This window comes from Proteus vulgaris (genome assembly GCF_016647575.1).
GTDB lineage: Bacteria > Pseudomonadota > Gammaproteobacteria > Enterobacterales > Enterobacteriaceae > Proteus > Proteus mirabilis_B.
On sequence record NZ_CP032663.1, the window covers coordinates 785,925 to 801,620 of the forward strand.

The 15,696-nt window shown below is 38.8% G+C and carries 12 protein-coding genes; 11 read left to right on the top strand and 1 reads right to left on the bottom strand.

What is annotated here, in order from left to right; genetic code table 11:
- The first annotated feature begins 222 nt into the window (after positions 1-222).
- The 8 genes from tig to D7029_RS03660 all read left to right on the top strand — a co-directional run bounded on the left by tig (position 223) and on the right by D7029_RS03660 (position 10,601).
- On the top strand, positions 223-1,527 hold the full coding sequence (gene tig, locus D7029_RS03625; protein WP_194951867.1) for a trigger factor: 1,305 nt from the start codon (positions 223-225) through the stop codon (positions 1,525-1,527).
- Between the two features lie 257 nt (positions 1,528-1,784).
- The gene (clpP, locus tag D7029_RS03630) at positions 1,785-2,408 is read left to right on the top strand and encodes an ATP-dependent Clp endopeptidase proteolytic subunit ClpP (protein WP_100159251.1); all 624 of its coding nucleotides are present in this window, start codon (positions 1,785-1,787) and stop codon (positions 2,406-2,408) included.
- Positions 2,409-2,550: 142 nt separating this feature from the next.
- Positions 2,551-3,822, top strand: a complete 1,272-nt coding sequence (gene clpX / locus D7029_RS03635) for an ATP-dependent protease ATP-binding subunit ClpX (protein ID WP_194951868.1) — start codon at positions 2,551-2,553, stop codon at positions 3,820-3,822.
- Between the two features lie 259 nt (positions 3,823-4,081).
- Complete coding sequence (gene lon, locus D7029_RS03640) at positions 4,082-6,442, top strand: endopeptidase La (RefSeq protein WP_075671981.1); 2,361 nt, start codon at positions 4,082-4,084, stop codon at positions 6,440-6,442.
- A gap of 214 nt (positions 6,443-6,656) precedes the next feature.
- Positions 6,657-6,932 (top strand): nucleoid-associated protein HU-beta, encoded by a 276-nt coding sequence (gene hupB / locus D7029_RS03645; RefSeq protein WP_036911695.1) that lies wholly within the window; start codon positions 6,657-6,659, stop codon positions 6,930-6,932.
- A gap of 476 nt (positions 6,933-7,408) precedes the next feature.
- Positions 7,409-9,286, top strand: coding sequence for a peptidylprolyl isomerase (gene ppiD / locus D7029_RS03650; protein ID WP_194951869.1), 1,878 nt, complete (start codon positions 7,409-7,411; stop codon positions 9,284-9,286).
- Positions 9,287-9,577: 291 nt separating this feature from the next.
- Positions 9,578-9,949 (top strand): ComEA family DNA-binding protein, encoded by a 372-nt coding sequence (locus tag D7029_RS03655; protein ID WP_228766730.1) that lies wholly within the window; start codon positions 9,578-9,580, stop codon positions 9,947-9,949.
- A gap of 247 nt (positions 9,950-10,196) precedes the next feature.
- Positions 10,197-10,601 (top strand): acyl-CoA thioesterase, encoded by a 405-nt coding sequence (locus tag D7029_RS03660; protein WP_023580858.1) that lies wholly within the window; start codon positions 10,197-10,199, stop codon positions 10,599-10,601.
- Between the two features lie 149 nt (positions 10,602-10,750).
- Here the strand turns inward: D7029_RS03660 and queC are convergent, their stop codons facing one another.
- On the bottom strand, positions 10,751-11,449 hold the full coding sequence (gene queC, locus D7029_RS03665; protein WP_088493675.1) for a 7-cyano-7-deazaguanine synthase QueC: 699 nt from the start codon (positions 11,447-11,449) through the stop codon (positions 10,751-10,753).
- Between the two features lie 158 nt (positions 11,450-11,607).
- Here queC and D7029_RS03670 point away from each other — a divergent pair, with 158 nt between their 5' ends.
- Genes D7029_RS03670 through D7029_RS03680 form a run of 3 tightly spaced genes read left to right on the top strand, consistent with a single transcriptional unit; the run spans position 11,608 to position 15,645 of the window.
- Entirely contained in the window at positions 11,608-12,069 is a 462-nt protein-coding gene (locus D7029_RS03670) for an Lrp/AsnC family transcriptional regulator (RefSeq protein ID WP_036911686.1), read from the top strand.
- Positions 12,070-12,125: 56 nt separating this feature from the next.
- Positions 12,126-13,871 (top strand): SmdA family multidrug ABC transporter permease/ATP-binding protein, encoded by a 1,746-nt coding sequence (locus D7029_RS03675; protein WP_194951871.1) that lies wholly within the window; start codon positions 12,126-12,128, stop codon positions 13,869-13,871.
- Positions 13,858-15,645 carry a SmdB family multidrug efflux ABC transporter permease/ATP-binding protein gene (locus tag D7029_RS03680; RefSeq protein ID WP_324187750.1) on the top strand — a complete coding sequence of 596 codons (1,788 nt, stop codon included), beginning with the start codon at positions 13,858-13,860 and terminating at the stop codon, positions 15,643-15,645. The genes D7029_RS03675 and D7029_RS03680 overlap by 14 nt, the downstream gene beginning before the upstream one ends.
- Positions 15,646-15,696: the final 51 nt, after the last annotated feature.

The following is a 15,696-nucleotide window of genomic DNA, read 5'->3' on the forward strand; positions in this document are numbered from 1 at the left end:
TTGAGGAATAAAACGGCTCTTTCTCGACTCAACCCCTCTAGATCGTTATAATGTCGCGTCTAATTTTCAGTAAGGTTTCGGGATGCTTCTGATATCAGGGATCCTCGTTTTTTTAAATGTGGCGGCCCCGGTTCTGAAAGGAAAATAAACCTAAACATGTCAATATCATGTTAGTTTCCTTTAAAGTAGACCGAGCACTAAAACTTATTTTGAGGTAACAAGATGCAAGTTTCTGTTGAAACGACTCAAGGCCTAGGGCGTCGTGTCACAATCACCGTACCAGCCGCTGATATCCAAACTGCTGTAGACAGTGAACTGAAAAAAGCTGCTAAAACTGTTCGCATTGATGGTTTCCGTAAAGGTCACGTTCCAATGTCAATGGTTAAACAGCGTTACGGCATGTCAGTACTGAATGACGTTCTGGGTGACCTGATGCAGCGTAATTTCATTAACGCTATCATCGAAAACAAAGTAAACCCAGTTGGCGCGCCTGACTACAAACCAGAGCAATACAAAGAAGGTGAAGACTTTGTTTACTCTGTAGAATTCGAAGTTTTCCCAGAAATCGAACTGAAAGATCTGGAAAGCATTGAAGTTGTAAAACCTGTTGTTACTGTTAAAGACGAAGACGTTGATAACATGTTAGAAACACTGCGTAAGCAACAAGCAGAGTGGAAAGACAAAGACGGCGAAGTTGCAGCAGAAGATCGCGTAACTGTTGATTTCAACGGTTCTATTGACGGTGAAGAATTCGAAGGTGGAAAAGCTGAAGATTTCGTACTGGCAATGGGTCAAGGTCGTATGATCCCAGGTTTCGAAGAAGGCGTTATCGGTCATAAAACTGGCGAAGAATTCACAATCGATGTGACTTTCCCAGAAGATTACCACGCTGAAAACCTGAAAGGTAAAAAAGCACAATTCGCTATCAACCTGAAAAAAGTTGAAGAGCGTGAACTGCCAGAATTAACTGAAGAGTTCATCAAGCGTTTTGGTATTGCTGATGGTTCTGTTGATGGTTTACGTGCTGAAGTACGTAAAAACATGGAACGTGAACTGAAAAATGCAATCCGTACTCGTGTTAAATCACAAGTTATTGATGGCTTAGTTAAAGCAAACGAAGTTGACGTACCTGCAGCCGCTGTAGACAGCGAAATCGAAGTTCTGCAACGTCAAGCAGCTCAACGTTTTGGTGGCGACGAGAAACAAGCTCTGCAATTACCACGTGAACTGTTCGAAGAACAAGCTAAACGTCGTGTAATCGTTGGATTACTGTTAGGTGAAGTGATCAATAGTAATGAACTGAAAGCAGAAGACGACCGTGTGAATGCACTGATCGACGAAATGGCTTCAGCTTACGAAGATCCATCAGAAGTTGTTGAGTTCTACAACAAGAACGAACAACTGATGAATAACATCCGTAATCTTGCGTTAGAAGAGCAAGCGGTAGAAAAAATCTTAGCAAATGCTAAAGTAACTGAAAAAGAAACTAACTTCACTGAACTGATGAACGAAGTTCAAATGGGTTAATTCTTAACCGCGAATATCGGTTTTAAGCAAAAACCCGTGGTTTTTACCACGGGTTTTTTTCAGTTTGTATATATTTATCAAATTTTGCCTTGAAATTTGAGCGATTATCTCCAGATAATTCTATATTCTCTTTATCACTCCTCGCGAGGCGCCTTGAATGTCTTGTGAGAGATTAGATCATTAGAAATGGTCATGATCAATTATCTCAAGTAAAATTGTTGTCATTGGCACCAATAAGAATGCAATAGGAGACAGACATGTCATTTAACGACACACAGGAACAATTCGCACCTAATATGGCTCTGGTGCCGATGGTTATAGAGCAAACTTCGCGAGGAGAGCGTTCTTACGACATTTACTCACGTTTATTAAAAGAACGTATTATTTTCCTGACTGGCCAAGTTGAAGATCACATGGCTAATCTTATCGTTGCTCAAATGCTATTTTTAGAAGCAGAAAACCCAGAGAAAGACATCAACCTGTATATCAACTCACCAGGTGGCGTAATTACTGCGGGTATGTCTATCTATGACACCATGCAGTATATCAAAGCAGATGTTAGTACAATTTGTATGGGGCAAGCGTGTTCAATGGGCGCTTTCTTACTATCTGCTGGTGCGAAAGGTAAACGTATTTGCTTACCTAACTCTCGTGTGATGATCCACCAACCGTTAGGTGGTTTTCAAGGTCAAGCAACAGATATTCAAATTCATGCTCAAGAAATTTTGAAAGTAAAATCCCGTATGAATGAGCTAATGGCTCAACATACAGGTAAATCTATTGAAGAAATAGAAAGAGACACTGAGCGTGATCGTTTCTTATCCGCTAACGAAGCGTTAGAATACGGATTAGTGGATAAAGTCTATACTCAACGTAGCTAATCATTACACGTTGTAATAGTAACTGAATTAATACGTTTCCTTTGTTGGTCAATGATGCAAAGGAAGCTGCTATCAATATTTATGTAAAAAGACTTTCTTCTTCTTATAAATGATAAGAGGAATAACTAAGTGAGGTTGACTGATGACAGATAAGCGCAAAGATAGCTCAGGGAAGCTTCTGTATTGCTCTTTCTGCGGTAAAAGCCAGCATGAAGTGAAAAAATTGATTGCTGGTCCGTCGGTTTATATCTGTGATGAATGTGTCGATCTTTGTGTTGATATCATTCGTGAGGAAATAAAAGAACTGGCACCTCATCATGAACGCAGTGAATTGCCAACGCCACATGAAATCCGTAAGCACCTTGATGACTATGTTATCGGTCAGGAATTGGCTAAAAAAGTTTTGGCTGTTGCCGTTTATAACCACTATAAACGTCTGCGTAATGGCGATAAAGCCAATGGTGTTGAGCTAGGGAAAAGTAATATTTTGCTGATTGGCCCTACTGGTAGCGGTAAAACGTTATTAGCAGAGACATTAGCACGCTACCTTGATGTTCCTTTTACTATGGCAGATGCCACAACGCTGACAGAAGCGGGTTATGTGGGTGAAGATGTTGAAAACATCATTCAAAAACTGCTACAAAAATGCGATTACGATGTGCAAAAAGCACAACGTGGTATTGTTTATATTGATGAAATTGACAAGATCACTCGTAAATCTGAAAACCCATCAATCACTCGTGACGTGTCTGGTGAAGGTGTACAGCAAGCATTATTGAAATTAGTTGAAGGTACTGTGGCTTCTGTTCCTCCTCAAGGCGGACGTAAGCACCCACAACAAGAGTTTTTACAAGTAGATACTTCTAAGATCCTCTTTATCTGTGGTGGTGCATTTGCAGGGCTCGATAAAGTTGTTGCACAGCGTTTAAATACACATTCAGGTATTGGTTTTGGCGCAGAAGTTAAAAGCCAAAAAGAGAAAGCTAGCGAAGGTGAATTATTAGCCCAAGTTGAGCCAGAAGATCTGATTAAATTTGGTCTTATCCCTGAATTTATTGGTCGTTTACCTGTTGTTGCAACGCTAGGCGAATTAAGCGAAGAAGCATTAATCCAAATCTTACAAGAACCTAAGAATGCACTGACTAAGCAATATCAGGCATTATTTAAATTAGAAGGTGTGGATTTAGAATTCCGTAAGGAAGCGCTGACTGCAATTGCGAAAAAAGCGATGGTACGTAAAACAGGTGCTCGTGGTTTACGTTCAATTGTTGAAGCAGCATTACTTGATACGATGTATGACCTTCCTTCATTTGAAAATGCAGAAAAAGTGGTCATTGATGAAGGCGTTATTAATGGAAAATCTGAGCCTCTGGTTATTTATAGCCAACCAGAAAATCAGGCTTCAGGTGAATAATGCATCGTAATTTGGCAATGTCTCTTGTCTGACATTATCTAGTTTTCTCTCAAAATAAGAGAGAAATTTAAGATAAAGCGTGCCAACGCAATAAAAATGAGGGAATTTTCCCTCATTTTGTTTTTTTAATGGGTAATGCTATTGAATGTCAGAAAAGTGCCCTTATATATTTTGACAATCCGTGGAATTAATTTTATTTGGTGACATGCGAATAAAATTACCTGTAAAAGCGTTAAGCTAAAAACGAAGAGAGAGCTCTATGAATCCTGAGCGTCCAGAACGTATTGAAATACCTGTATTGCCATTACGTGATGTCGTTGTATATCCGCATATGGTGATCCCGTTGTTCGTTGGTCGTGAAAAATCCATTCATTGCTTAGAAGCTGCGATGAACGACAACAAACAAATTATGCTGGTTGCGCAGAAAGATGCATCTACTGACGAACCAGGTGTTAATGATCTTTTTTCTGTTGGTACAGTTGCCTCTGTTTTACAGATGCTAAAACTGCCTGATGGAACAGTGAAAGTACTTGTCGAAGGTATTCGTCGTGCCAAAATTACGACGTTATCTGACAATGGTGAATACTTTCAGGCGAAAGCAGAATACCTTGAAACGCCAGCAGTTGATGAGCGCGAACAGGAAGTCTTAAATCGTACAACGATTAATCAGTTTGAAGGTTATATCAAGCTGAATAAAAAAATTCCGCCAGAGGTATTAACCTCATTACATGCTATCGAAGAATCAGCGAAATTAGCAGACACCATTGCTTCTCATATGCCGCTGAAATTAAAAGATAAGCAAGCTGTACTTGAAATGTCTGATGTTACAGAACGCCTTGAATATTTAATGGCGATGATGGAATCAGAAATCGATCTGCTACAAGTTGAAAAACGCATTCGTAACCGCGTTAAAAAGCAGATGGAAAAGAGTCAGCGTGAGTATTATCTCAACGAACAAATGAAAGCGATTCAAAAAGAGTTAGGTGAGATGGATGATGCACCTGATGAAATGGAATCGCTGAAACGTAAAATCGACGCTGCAAAAATGCCGAAAGAGGCAAAAGAGAAGACAGAAGCGGAACTTCAGAAATTAAAAATGATGTCGCCAATGTCAGCTGAAGCCACGGTTGTACGTAGTTATATTGATTGGATGGTTCAAGTTCCTTGGAATAGCCGTAGCAAAGTTAAAAAAGACTTAGTGAAAGCGCAAGAGGTTCTTGATACTGACCATTATGGTTTAGAGCGTGTTAAAGAACGTATCCTTGAATATCTCGCGGTACAATCTCGCGTTAGCAAAATTAAAGGGCCAATCCTGTGCTTGGTAGGGCCTCCGGGTGTAGGTAAAACCTCACTGGGTCAATCTATTGCTAAAGCAACGGGCCGTAAATATGTTCGTATGGCGTTAGGTGGTGTACGTGATGAAGCTGAAATCCGCGGTCACCGTCGTACTTATATCGGTTCTATGCCAGGTAAATTAATTCAGAAAATGGCGAAAGTTGGCGTCAAAAACCCACTTTTCCTGTTAGATGAAATTGATAAGATGTCATCAGATATGCGTGGCGATCCAGCTTCTGCACTGTTAGAGGTGTTAGATCCAGAGCAAAACATCGCGTTTAACGACCATTATCTGGAAGTTGATTACGATCTGTCTGATGTTATGTTCGTGGCGACATCTAACTCCATGAATATACCAGCACCGTTGCTAGATCGTATGGAAGTTATTCGTTTATCAGGCTATACCGAAGATGAAAAACTGAATATTGCTAAGCAACATTTGCTACCAAAACAGATTGAGCGTAATGCATTAAAACCAAGTGAGCTGACAATTCATGACAGCGCAATTATGGGCATTATTCGTTATTACACGCGTGAAGCGGGTGTACGTAGTTTAGAACGTGAAATCTCTAAATTATGCCGTAAAGCAGTAAAACAATTGCTAATGGATAGCACAATCAAACATATTGAGATTAACGAAGATAATCTCAAAGACTACTTAGGTGTTCGTAAAGTTGACTACGGTCGTGCTGATACAGAAAACCGAGTGGGTATGGTTACAGGACTTGCATGGACAGAAGTTGGTGGTGATCTACTGACTATTGAAACAGCAAGTGTACCGGGTAAAGGCAAGCTAACATTCACCGGCTCTTTAGGTGAAGTGATGCAAGAGTCTATTCAAGCGGCAATGACCGTGGTTCGTGCTCGTGCTGATAAACTTGGTATTAATGGCGATTTCTATGAAAAACGTGATATGCACGTACACGTTCCTGAAGGCGCAACACCAAAAGATGGTCCAAGTGCAGGTATCGCAATGTGTACTGCATTGGTATCAAGCCTAACAGGTAACCCTGTACGTTCGGATGTTGCAATGACGGGCGAAATTACGTTACGCGGACAAGTATTGCCAATTGGCGGACTGAAAGAAAAGTTACTTGCTGCACATCGTGGTGGAATTAAGACAGTTCTTATCCCTGATGAAAATAAACGTGATTTAGAAGAAATTCCTGAAAATATTGTTGCTGACCTGGATATTCACCCGGTGAAAACAATTGAGGAAGTTTTATCGCTAGCCCTGCAAAACTCGCCGTTTGGCATGGAAGTTGTGACTGATAAATCACACTAAAGAGTGATATTAGTCATAAATTATAGCTAAAAAAAAGGCTGGATAAGTAATAAAAGCTTGCCAGCCTTTTTTTGTGTCGCTAATTTAATTGGGATTTTAATTAAAAATGCTGTTTTATCGGTCTTGCTATATCTAAAAAGGCTTGATATAACGACGTTTGCAAAATTTGCCATTAATGGTGAAAAATAACGCATAAAATTATGGGGATGAAAGCGTGAATAAAACTCAACTGATCGACAAAATTGCTGCAAATGCAGATATCTCAAAAGCGGCAGCTGGTCGTGTTGTAGATGCTCTGGTTGCTTCTATCACTGAATCTTTACAAAAAGGTGATGATGTAGCATTAGTAGGTTTCGGTACTTTCACTGTACGTGATCGTGCAGCTCGTACAGGCCGTAACCCACAAACAGGTAAAGAAATTCAAATTGAAGCTGCGAAAGTTCCTGCATTCCGTGCTGGTAAAGGCTTAAAAGACGCAGTTAATCAATAATAGTTGAACTTATTTTCTGCCAATTTGTTATTAGCTTAACGTTATGGATAAACAGAAAACGACTCAATTAAAAAATGAAGCGCATCTTTTTGAGATGCGCTTTTCTTTTTTTAGGTTATAAATCACGATTAAACCTTGTATTCTCTGGCGATAAGACGTGAAACTGAAGTAGTCATTTGATAGAATGACGCGTTGTTCTATAACTGAAATAGACAACAATGAATGATTCAGTGATGGGTTAAATGGTTATCGTAATCAATGAATCAAATAATGCTGTTTAGTTTTTTCTTAGTTATAGAAAGTGCGTGTTAAGACTGCGCATTAATACGGGACTGGCTGTTTTTAATGATTGTCGCGTGTCGCGACATTTTGATATTAAGCCAGCATGGGCATATTATCTTTTCGCTGTGCTCAAAATAGTCGTGTAACACCCATAAAAATAATTTTTATTTCACCAAACGGAGCCTCGTCTCGTTATGATGGACAACATTCGTTCCACTGCTAATAATCCATTTATAAAGATATTATTAGCTGTGATCATCCTCTCCTTCGTCCTAACCGGTGTGGGCGGATATCTCTTTAGTTCAGGCGTTAATGATGCTGCTGAAGTTAACGGATATAAAATTAGCCGTTCTCAATTAGAGCAAACTTATCAGCAACGTCGTGCTCAATTACAACAAGATATGGGTGAAAATTTTGCTGCTCTTGCTTCATCGGAAGAAGGTCAGAAACTTATTCGCCAACAAGCGCTTGATATGCTGATCAACCAAGCATTACTTGATCAATTTGCACAAAATCTGGGTATTTCAGCCGGTGATCAGCAAATTAGAGATGCTATTTTTGCACTTCCTTACTTTCAAACTGATGGCAAATTTGACAATAAAAAATATGTCGATTTATTGAAAGGCAATAATATTGATGCTGATGCCTTTGCAGAAGGTATTCGTCAAAACCTTATCAATCAGCAATTGAAATTTTCTATTCAAGGTACAGATTTTGCCTTAGATAGCGAAGTTAAAGAATTTGCAGGCTTGATGCTACAAAGCCGTAATGTACGTTTAGCATCATTGGACATTCAGCCATTCCTTGAAAAAGAAACGGCATCTGATGAAGAAGTGAAAGCGTTCTATGAGCAAAATAACCAAATGTTCATCGCGCCAGAGCAATTTAAAATTAGCTATATTCAATTAAATGCTCAAAAAGATTTTAATAACATCAACATTACTGATGAAGAAGCGAAGGCTTACTACGATAGTAATATTGATGAATTCACAGCAGCAGGACAAAAACAATACAGCATCTTAGTTCTAGCTGATGAAGCAGCCGCTAAAGCAGCAGAAGAAGAGCTGAAAAAAGGCGCTGATTTTGTTTCGTTAGTGAAAGAAAAATCTATTGATAGCTTCTCTAAAAAACAAAATGGTTCTTTAGGTTGGATAACTATCGGTCAAGAATTACCAGAGCTAGCTAATGCAAGTTTGACAGAAAAAGGCCAAATTTCTGCACCTGTTAAAATCAGCAACGGTTACGCAATTTTCCGCCTTGATGATGTTAAACAATCTGTTGTAAAACCATTTGATGAAGTGAAAACAGATTTACTGGCAAAAATGCGTGAAAACAAAGCAATTGACGATTTCTTCGCATTACAACAAAAAGTGAGTCAAGCTGCATCTAACGACAACGACACATTAGCTCCTGCGGCTAAAGCGGGCAATGTAACTGTTGTTAATACTGATTGGTTTGATGAAAACACCGTTCCTGCACCATTAAATAATGAAAAACTCACCCAGTTAATTTTTGGTGGTTCATTAGTGGATGAAAATGGCCCAACAGGCATGAATTCAGACATGGTGACGTTGGGTAATGACAGCGCATTTATCGTGCGTGTAGAAGGTTATAAGCCTTCAGCAAGTCAACCATTAGATAAAGTGCGTGATCAAGTCGTTATGCTAGTTAAACAGCAAAAAGCATCACAAGCAATGAATGCTCAGGCTCAAAAACTTTTAGCTGCATTGAAAGAAGGCAAAGGCGAAGAAGCACTGAAAGCGGCTAATATTTCGTTTGGTAGTGAAGAAAGCATTGTTCACTCATCTGCAACAGATGTAGTACAAACCGCTATTTTCTCTATGCCAAAACCTGCTGAAGGTAAAAAAGAGTATGGTATGACTAATGTACCTGGTACCAAAGTCGTCCTCATTCAATTAGACAGCGTAACAGATGGCAAACCAACAGCTGAACAACTAGAGTTTATGACTAATCTCTATCGTGCTCAGATGGGCGAAGAAGCGTTACAACTTATGTTACGTGACCTAAAAGATAACGCTAAAATTGAAATTTTTGATAAAGATTATCAATAATCAATTTTGAGTTATTACATTAAAAACCCAGCATAAAGCTGGGTTTTTTTATGGCGAACAGTCTTTGATAATTTAAGCTAATAACTCCATTTCTAGAAAAGTTCACATTTGAGAGCAAGTCCGACAATTTTTTGTAATGCTTCTTCTGTTCATTTTTATTTTTCCTGCTTTCTCGTAGTTTTCTTTTTATACAATTGTCGATTTATCAATATATTGGCATTCTTTTTCTGCATTCAGAAATCTCTGTTTGCTATTGAATTTAAAATTATTGAATAAAAGGAAATTATGATTATGAAGATGGATAAAAGAATGTTGTCAGGTTTTATGGCCTCTATTTGTCTTGCTTTAGGATTAGGGCTTTCTCCTCTCTCTTATGCAGAAGAAACACCGACTTCAACACCAACAGTTTCTATCGAAACTCACACCTCAGTTGATCGTGATGCAAAAGAAAATAAAGCCAATGCAGATGGTAAAGTTAATTTAAATACGGCAACAGTAGATGAATTAATGGGATTAAAAGGGATCGGAAAAGCAAAAGCGCAGGCCATTATTGATTATCGCGAGCAGTTAGGACGTTTTACCTCTATCGATGAACTTGAAAAAGTTTTTGGAATTGGTATGAAGTTGGTTGATCAAAATCGCGATTTTATCGTTATTAATTAAGGTGTTCATTCTTATACGATGTAGGTATAAGTGATAGCAAAAACGTGAATATTGATTGAAAGTCCCCGTGTTTCTCTTTGATTTTTTTGATAAGAGAAACACGTTTTCTTAGCACTTTCTGTTCTGAAAGAAAACGAAATAAACCTATATCAGAAATTACTAAATTTATTTTCTTGGCTATATTTATGGTATCGCAAAAAAACTTTATAAAAAGTTTATTAGAATAATCAAGAGGTAATAAATTGATATGAGTACATTAATTAAAGTTTATGGCTTTCATTTAGATGTTTTTGAACATGTGAATAATGCACGTTACCTTGAGTTTTTAGAGCAAGCCCGATGGGATTGGATTGAGCAACATTTAGATTTTGACTGGTTTAAGCGTAATGGCTTGGCATTAGTCGTTGCTAATATCAATATTAATTATCGCTTACCTGCAAGTTTAGGCGATGAGTTACTGATTGATTGTGACGTTGCTGAAGTGGGGATTAAAAGTGGCGTACTTTCTCAAAAAATCGTGAGAAAAAAAGACGGTGCGCTTATCTCTGATGCATTAATTACTTTTGTTCTTGTCGATATTAACACCAAAAAAGCACTGACCTTAACGGATCAATTAAGAGAGAAGCTTGAGTATGTACGCCAATCATCCTAATACAAAAAAAGGGTATTAGAGCTCTCTCGCTCAATGCTATTAGGCTAATTAAAGATGATTTAATGCAGTGATAATGCTTTGTGAATTATCACTGCATAAGCGAATAGAGCGACGGGTAGCAGTGATAATAAGCAAAGTAATTATGATGATTATTTAAGGCCCACTTTCTGTTTCATTGCCTGCATAATTGGTGTTTTATCGGCTAAGTAAGTGCTTAATCCACGTTGTCTTAAATGGCAAGCTGCACATTCACCACAACCATCACCTTGAATACCGTTATAGCAAGTTAAGGTTTCGTGACGAACGAAATCTAACTTTTTATAGTAATCAGCAAGGGCCCATGTTTCGGCTTTATCTAGCCACATTAATGGGGTGATAAATTTAATATCACGTGCAATACCTAGGCTGACAGCATGATTCAGTGCTTTTACAAATTCATCACGACAATCAGGATAACCAGAGAAATCAGTCTCACAAACACCCGTGATAACACTCTCAGCTCCAATTTGATAAGCGTAAATTGCCGCCAAAGTGAGAAAAAGAATATTTCTACCCGGTACAAAGGTACTTGGAATATCACTTTCTTCACTTTCTTTGAAATCAGGAACAGGAATATTGTCGCGAGTTAGGCTACTGATAGCGAGTTCATTGAGTAAACTTACATCTAAAACTTTATGCGCAGTTGCCCCCAGTAATTGACTAACTTTTTGTGCTACCTCAATTTCTTCTTTATGGCGTTGCCCATAATTAAATGTAATGCAATGTACTTCATCGTACTTTTCCAATGCTTGAATAAGGCAGGTTGTCGAATCTTGTCCACCACTAAAGACAACGACCGTTTTTTTCATCAGAATACTCCTGAATATTGAATTTCTATAGGGATTAGTACGCATAAAAGTACATATATTATGGCAATTTATTACCGATTTATCATTAGATGATTACTCTTATAGTAAGGGGCAGGTTATCATTATTTTTTGTAGGGGCATATTTTGAAGGAGTATCTATGTTAGATAAGATTGACCGTAAACTATTAGCGCTGTTACAGGAAGATTCAAGCCTCTCACTGAATACTTTGGCTGAGGCTGTTAACCTAACCTCAACACCTTGCTGGAAACGATTGAAAAGACTAGAGGATGAAGGGTATATTCGTAAGCGTGTTGCGCTGCTTGATAGTGAAAAAATCGGGCTAGGTCTAACAGTTATTGTTATGATTAGAACACAGCAACACAATAGCGAATGGTACGAACAGTTTGTTTCATTTGTTAAGCAAATGCCAGAAGTACTGACATTCTATCGAATGGCGGGTGAGTGTGATTATCTAATGCATGTTGAAGTAGTAGACATGAAAAGTTATGACCTATTTTATAAGCGTATGGTTAATGGCGTACCGGGTCTTATTGACGTGACTTCTAACTTCGCAATGGAAAAAATTAAATACACAACGGCAATGCCGATACCTGAATAAGGTTCATCTTTACCAACTGGCACTTTTATTTTTTGTATAACCTTAGGATTTAAGGCGTGGCTCTATTTTCACAGCTCAGTTGGTATTTCCTCAGTGAATGGCGTCGTTATGTAGGTGCCATTTTCTTATTGATGGTTATCGCAGTATTACAGGTGATCCCTCCGAAGATTGTTGGGATCATTGTGGATGGTGTCGATAACCATAGTCTGACATTTAGCCAAGTGATGAATTGGATTGGTGTGATGGTATTAATTGCCCTCGCAGTTTATCTTTTGCGTTATTTTTGGCGTCTTTGGTTATTTGGTGCATCTTATCAACTCGCAGTAAAACTGCGGATGCAAATTTACCAACAACTTAACCAACAATCCTCTTCATTTTATCACCGTTATCGTACTGGTGATTTAATTGCACGTACCACCAATGATGTTGATAAAGTCGTTTTCGCAGCGGGCGAAGGTGTACTGACCTTAGTGGATTCTATGGTGATGGGGCTTGCTGTACTTGTCATGATGAGTGTTCAGTTGAGTTGGGAACTAACACTAATTTCATTATTACCTATGCCAATCATGGCGATTTTGATTAAGCGATATGGCGATAAACTACACAGTCGCTTTAAAACCGCACAGGCACTTTTTTCTTCACTCAATAATCAAGCACAAGAAAGCTTGAGTAGTATTCGCATGATCAAATCATTCGGACTAGAGCAACAACATGCCTCTCGTTTTGATGATGTTGCAAAAGAAACTGGACGCCAAAATATGCGTGTTGCACGAATTGATGCGCTATTTGATCCTACTATTTTCATGGCTATTGGTTTTGCTAATTTACTCGCTGTTGCGGGTGGCAGCTATTTTGTTATTAATGGCAAAATGACATTGGGTGAATTAACCAGTTTTGTGATGTATTTGGGGCAAATGATCTGGCCAATGCTGGCATTAGCATGGATGTTCAATATTGTTGAGCGTGGCAGTGCTGCTTATAGCCGAATTAATAGTTTATTGGATGAAAAACTCGATATGATTGATGGTGAATTATCACCAAAGCAAGGTCGAGGTGTGCTATCTGTTGATATCAAACGTTTCCAATATCCCGAACAAACAACAGAATCACTGAAAAATGTTCATTTCACATTGTCACCCGGTGAAATGTTGGGTATTTGTGGAATGACTGGGAGTGGAAAAAGTACATTACTTACCGTTATTCAACGACTTTACGATGTGACTGAAGGTGAAATTCGTTTTCAATCCATACCTATTTATCAATTGAAACTTGATGAATGGCGAGCCCGTTTGGCAGTTGTTAATCAAACACCATTCCTATTTTCAGATACCATTGCGGGAAACATTGCCTTAGGTCGTCCTAATGCGACAAAAGAAGAAATAGAGTCTGTTGCGAAACTGGCAAATATTCATGAGGATATTTTACGCTTACCTGAAGGGTATCAAACGCAGGTAGGTGAAAAGGGTGTAATGTTATCTGGTGGGCAAAAACAGCGTATTTCTATCGCTCGAGCGCTATTATTGGATGCTGAAATTTTATTATTAGATGATGCTCTATCCGCTGTTGATGGACAAACTGAATATCAAATTTTGCAGAACTTGTCGCAATGGCGAAAAGATAGAACGTTAATTATTAGCGCTCATCGCTTATCTGCATTAGTTGGTGCTACGAATATTTTAGTTTTAAAACAGGGTGAAATTATAGAACAAGGTACACATCAGCAATTAATTTCAATACCGGGTTGGTATCAAGATATGTACCATTATCAGCAATTAGAGGCCGCGCTGGATGACGATGAATAAAAATAAATCCGTTAAAGCGCTATTACCTGCATTAAAGCGTCTTTTGACTTATGGCAAAACCTATCGCAAACCCATGACATGGGGAGTCATTATGTTGTGGGTAGCCGCCGTTGCAGAAGTGGGTGGCCCATTAATTGTTGGTTATTTTATTGATGCAAAAGTCGCCACAAATAATGTGGAATTAATGTCATCATTAGGTTTGGCGTTAGCTTTTATTCTTTTACAGGTGATAGCCGCCACACTTCACTATTATCAAGCTATTGTGTTTAATCATGCTGCCGTTGGGGTTGTGCAACAATTACGCACGGATGTAATGAGTGCGGCACTAAAACAGCCGTTAAGTGCTTTCGATAATCAACCTGTGGGGCAGTTAATTTCTCGTGTAACAAATGATACCGAGACGATTAAAGACTTGTTTGTGAACGTGTTACCGACATTATTCCGAGCGATTGCTTTAGTGGTTGTAATGCTGATAGCCATGTTCTTATTAGAATGGCAAATGGCATTAATCGCGATGACAATCTTCCCTGCCGTTATTGGTGTGATGATGCTTTATCAGCGGCTTAGTACGCCAATAGTTCGTAATGTGCGCCATTTCCTTGCCAATATAAATGATGGCTTCCACGAGGTCATCAATGGTATGTCAGTTATTCAGCAATTTAGGCAACAAGCTCGATTTGGTGAAAGAATGTCGGATGATAGCTGGCAGCATTATCAAGCACGTATGAAAGCGTTAAAACTCGATGGCCTGTTATTACGTCCTTTACTAAGTATGCTCTCTGCGTTGGTTCTATGTGGTTTATTAATGCTGTTTGGGTATCAAGGCAGTGCTGTTATTGGTGTTGGGGTTATTTATGCATTTATTAGTTATTTAGGTCGATTAAATGAACCCTTGATCACCCTGACATCGCAACAATCGATTTTACAACAGGCGGTTGTCTCTGGTGAGCGTGTTTTTGAACTAATGGATGCTCCTTTGCAGCACTACGGTTCATCATCACATATCATCACCCAAGGTCATATTGACGTTAACTCTCTGTGGTTTGCGTATCGTGATGAGCAATGGGTATTAAAAGATATCAATTTAACTATTCCTGCTCGTCATTTTGTCGCATTTGTTGGGCACACAGGAAGCGGTAAGAGTACTTTAGCCAGTTTATTAATGGGAAATTACCCTTGGCAAAAAGGGAGTATCTCTTTAGATAATCAACCGTTAGAAGCATACTCTCACGCCGCATTACGCAGTGGTATTGCGATGGTGCAGCAAGATCCTGTTTTACTGTCAGGTTCACTGCATGACAATATTACGTTAGGGCGTGAATGTGATGAATCACATTTGTGGCAGGTACTAGAGACAGTGCAACTTGATCAGTGGGCTAAAGCCTTACCTGAAGGGCTACAAACAGAACTTGGTGAGCAAGGTAGTCGCTTATCTGCTGGGCAAAAGCAGTTACTTGCATTGGCGCGTGTACTATTAATACCTCCTCGTATTCTTATTTTGGATGAGGCAACAGCAAATATTGACTCAGGAACAGAGCAAGCCATACAGAAGGCGTTAAAAGTGGTTAGGGAAAAAACGACACTGATTGTTATTGCTCACCGACTTTCCACTATTATTGAAGCCAATGAAATTGTAGTGCTTCATCGTGGTGCAATTGTCGAGCAGGGTGATCATGCTAAGCTACTCTCACAAAAAGGCAGATACTATAATATGTATCAATTACAGCAAGTCAGAGAGTCTTTACAAGAACAAGAGCCTATTGAAGTAGAATAATAACCTTAAATAAAAAATATAATTTTAAAGGGCACATCATCTTTATGTATG

Excerpts from the sequence above, each read along its gene's own strand:
- lon (WP_075671981.1), top strand. The coding sequence starts at position 4,082 with ATGAATCCTGAGCGTCCAGAACGTATTGAAATACCTGTATTGCCATTA.
- tig (WP_194951867.1), top strand. The coding sequence starts at position 223 with ATGCAAGTTTCTGTTGAAACGACTCAAGGCCTAGGGCGTCGTGTCACA.
- ppiD (WP_194951869.1), top strand. The coding sequence starts at position 7,409 with ATGATGGACAACATTCGTTCCACTGCTAATAATCCATTTATAAAGATA.
- D7029_RS03680 (WP_324187750.1), top strand. The coding sequence starts at position 13,858 with ATGACGATGAATAAAAATAAATCCGTTAAAGCGCTATTACCTGCATTA.
- D7029_RS03660 (WP_023580858.1), top strand. The coding sequence starts at position 10,197 with ATGAGTACATTAATTAAAGTTTATGGCTTTCATTTAGATGTTTTTGAA.
- queC (WP_088493675.1), bottom strand. The coding sequence starts at position 11,449 with ATGAAAAAAACGGTCGTTGTCTTTAGTGGTGGACAAGATTCGACAACC.
- clpX (WP_194951868.1), top strand. The coding sequence starts at position 2,551 with ATGACAGATAAGCGCAAAGATAGCTCAGGGAAGCTTCTGTATTGCTCT.
- D7029_RS03655 (WP_228766730.1), top strand. The coding sequence starts at position 9,578 with ATGAAGATGGATAAAAGAATGTTGTCAGGTTTTATGGCCTCTATTTGT.
- clpP (WP_100159251.1), top strand. The coding sequence starts at position 1,785 with ATGTCATTTAACGACACACAGGAACAATTCGCACCTAATATGGCTCTG.
- D7029_RS03670 (WP_036911686.1), top strand. The coding sequence starts at position 11,608 with ATGTTAGATAAGATTGACCGTAAACTATTAGCGCTGTTACAGGAAGAT.